General features: G+C 59.2%; 2 protein-coding genes. Both read right to left on the bottom strand.

The window, feature by feature from the left end:
- Positions 1-155: 155 nt before the first annotated feature.
- A complete protein-coding gene (locus tag WCA53_RS07030; RefSeq protein ID WP_423907328.1) occupies positions 156-800 on the bottom strand; it encodes a hypothetical protein in 645 nt (214 codons plus the stop codon).
- A 434-nt stretch (positions 801-1,234) separates the two neighbouring features.
- Complete coding sequence (locus WCA53_RS07025; protein WP_423907325.1) at positions 1,235-2,791, bottom strand: phospholipase D family protein; 1,557 nt, start codon at positions 2,789-2,791, stop codon at positions 1,235-1,237.
- Between the last annotated feature and the right edge of the window lie 360 nt (positions 2,792-3,151).

Here is a 3,151-nt window from a genome sequence, read left to right as displayed (position 1 = left end):
AACATAGCCGTTGCCTGATGGCATTCAAGTGAAATGTAACTGCGACCGGCGGCTAATGGCCGAACTCGGAAGCCCAATCAAGCGGTGAGCGCTGCTTTCGCCTGCGTCAAGCTAGGTGCAATTGTTTGCCGCGAGAACAGCGCCCCAAAGGTAGCTTAGTTTTGGATGTTTTCCTCGCAATCTTCCCAGTACCGCAGCGGGTCGCGATGTTGTGGATAGCGTAAGTTGAGCCACGCTGACAGCCTGGTCCAATCTGGATGATTGGGACCAGCTTGAGCAGACCAGATCGACGACCTCTTAAGAACTTGACCGTTCCCGCGATCACGGACAAGCAAGCTGCCTAGTCCGCTTGAACTGTTCGCCTGTGACTCAACCAGATACCGTGGCAGAATTTTGAGTTCAGCATCCTTGGCCCACCCGTATAAGGCGCGGACCACGCCGGACGGATCTCGCAGCTCTATGGGGCCGCTTTCCGGGCGAACGGCTGTCCATCCTTCAGGAAACTCGGTGACAACCTCGTTTTTATCTTCCCTCACCCACTTCACGCGCCATGCCCGCACCATCGCCTCGCGCATGCGAGACACCGACTCGTAGCCAGCAGGCAACTCGATCGCCATCGGAAGCGTAATGAGGTTGTCTTTCCAGAGTTTGTTTTCGTCGTCGACGCGCTTGACCACGTCGAACACCCCTGCTTCGAATGGGTTCTCGGGCCGGCTCGATACTCTCACGTTCCCGGCGGGCAGTCCCTCGAAAAGGCGCTCAGCATCATGGCGGGTAAGTTTTGTCTTTCCTTTCTTCATTGATCTCTCTGCAGCAAGGTTGTCTCGCTAACGCCTGGGCCCTAACGGCCGAAGTCGGGCGCCACTTCCTCTCACGCGCGTTTGAAGGTGCTCACGATCCTATTCTGCTCCATTCGCTTGTTACCGGCTTGCGCGGCGGCAATAACGCGGCTTGTGCCGCCGTTCCTGCCGCCGGATATCGATGGATCGATCCACACAAAGGATTAGAGATGGGCGGATGAGCGATTATCGACTTCTCGCTAACCCTCTTTCTACGACAGCGGTTATCGAATAGAAGGAGACGGCAGAAGCCGGGCAACTGAACTCCCGTACACGACCCGCAAGGGACATTCAACTTTCTATGAAGCGGACGTTCGCGGTAACGTTGCGCTGCATTTTTTTGATGGGTAAATGGACTTAGAATTGCGCCTCTCACTTCGAAGGTGGCGGCTTCCTCATAGCTGTGATTCGATCGGCAGCAGTCCCAGAAACCAGATACTGATCCGCCGCCCGGCAGATACGCCCGGCTCCTGATCAAGCTCCGTCACTGTTCCGTCAGCCGCGGTGTCGACCCAGACGATCAGACGGTTGCCAGCGGCATCGACGCGTTGTTCGAGTCGCCAGGCTTCCCGGTCGAGACGCGCTTCGACTGCGTCTACCACCTGGCTCGCGGCCACGTCGCTTTCACAGTAAACGCCAATTTCAGTGTTGAGCTCCATGGAACGTGGATCGAGATTCATCGAGCCGATAAAGATGCCCTTGCGATCGAACACGTAAGTCTTGGCATGCAGCGATGCCCTCGACAAACCAAACGTGGATTTCTTGTCCGCTGCGGATTTATTGGTCGTGACCGGCTTCCGTTCGTAGAGACGCACGCCCGCGGCCAGCAGCGCCTGGCGATAGCGCTCGTATCCCGCATGCACCGCGGCGACATCGGTTGCAGCAAGCGAATTGGTCAACACGGTGACACGCACCCCGCGCGCGGTCAGCCCCGAGAGCCAGGCCACCCCGTCCTTACGCGGGACGAAGTACGGCGAGACGATCAACAACTCCTGTGTCGGTTGAATGCGCAGCGCCCGCCAGTCCGTCATCAGATGGCCCTGAGAGTCGCCTGGCGCGCGGGTGATCGTCGACGGATCGTCGTAGAGCAGCGTGGCCTTGCCCCAGGAAAAGTCGAGGTCGCGGGCCTGAATGACCTGAAGCATCCGTTGCCTCGCCTGCACGAAGTAGGGGCTATCCTGTTGCGAAGCGACGGCGGCATCCAGCTTTTCGCGGTAGGCCACCAGCGCCGTCGGCTCCGCGCGATGGCCCATCAGCCGGTCGATCGGATAGGCCGCATCCGAGTTCCAGTATTCGTCGAAGGCGTCGGAAACCTTGCGGACTATCGGCCCGTGCACAAGCACATCCAGATCGCCGAAAGTGAAATCGCTCGATGCACCGAAGTACTCGTCGCCGATATTGCGCCCGCCCACAATGGCGCCCTGGTTGTCTGCGATCATCGCCTTGTTGTGCATGCGCCGGTTGACCCGAAAGAACTCGAACACAGCCCCCAGTCTCTTGAGACTGCGGTTCGCGACCGGGTTGAACAGGCGTATCTCTATGTTGGGATGCGAGTTGAGAGCCAGCAGCACCTGATCGTCGGCATTCGTACCCAGATCGTCGAGCAGAACACGAACCCTCACGCCGCGCTCGGCCGCTCTGAGCAGTGACGCCGCAAGCTCCCGCCCGGTCGTGTCGTTGTGCCAAATGTAGTACTGCAGGTCGAGCGAGCGGTCTGCGGCTTCGCTGAGCAGCATGCGGGCGACCAGTGCGTCGACCGGGTCCGGCAAAAGGTGAAACGCGTTGCTTCCTGGGTGTTGCTGCTCCGCGGGCACGAAGACCGCGCCAAGACGCGTGGCCTCAGTGTGATCCAGTGCATGTGTCTCTGTCCGGCCCGCCTGCGGCGGCAGACTCGCGCATGCGGCCAGCATGGCGACGGCAAAGGCCACCATGATATTCCGAAGCTTTTCCATTTTCGTTCTCCGTCAGGCTGATATGCGCGGCAACCAGCCAGCACACACCCTTTCACGGATCGAGCGCGTCAGCAGGAGAACATATGCGGCAGCTGCGTATCGCGTGACGAATAGTCCTCGACAGCGTTGCTTTCTAGCCCAAGCCTGACGCTCGAACCGGGTCATCTTCACCCATACCCCTATCAAGCCGATGTCGTGCGCGTAATGAGGAACGTAATACTCAAGGTGCACTTCATTTGCGTGCACTGGCGTTAGGATGCACCCCCGCTGCGCACTCCGCGCAGGTGCCGGGATTCGACGGGCTTCGGCATGCGTCCCTTGGCGAGTCGGAAACGGCCTTTCGAAAAATCTTCTCATCTG

It is taken from the genome of Caballeronia sp. (assembly GCF_049581465.1).
Taxonomy (GTDB): domain Bacteria; phylum Pseudomonadota; class Gammaproteobacteria; order Burkholderiales; family Burkholderiaceae; genus Caballeronia.
This window is presented reverse-complemented; position numbering and strand designations above follow the sequence as displayed.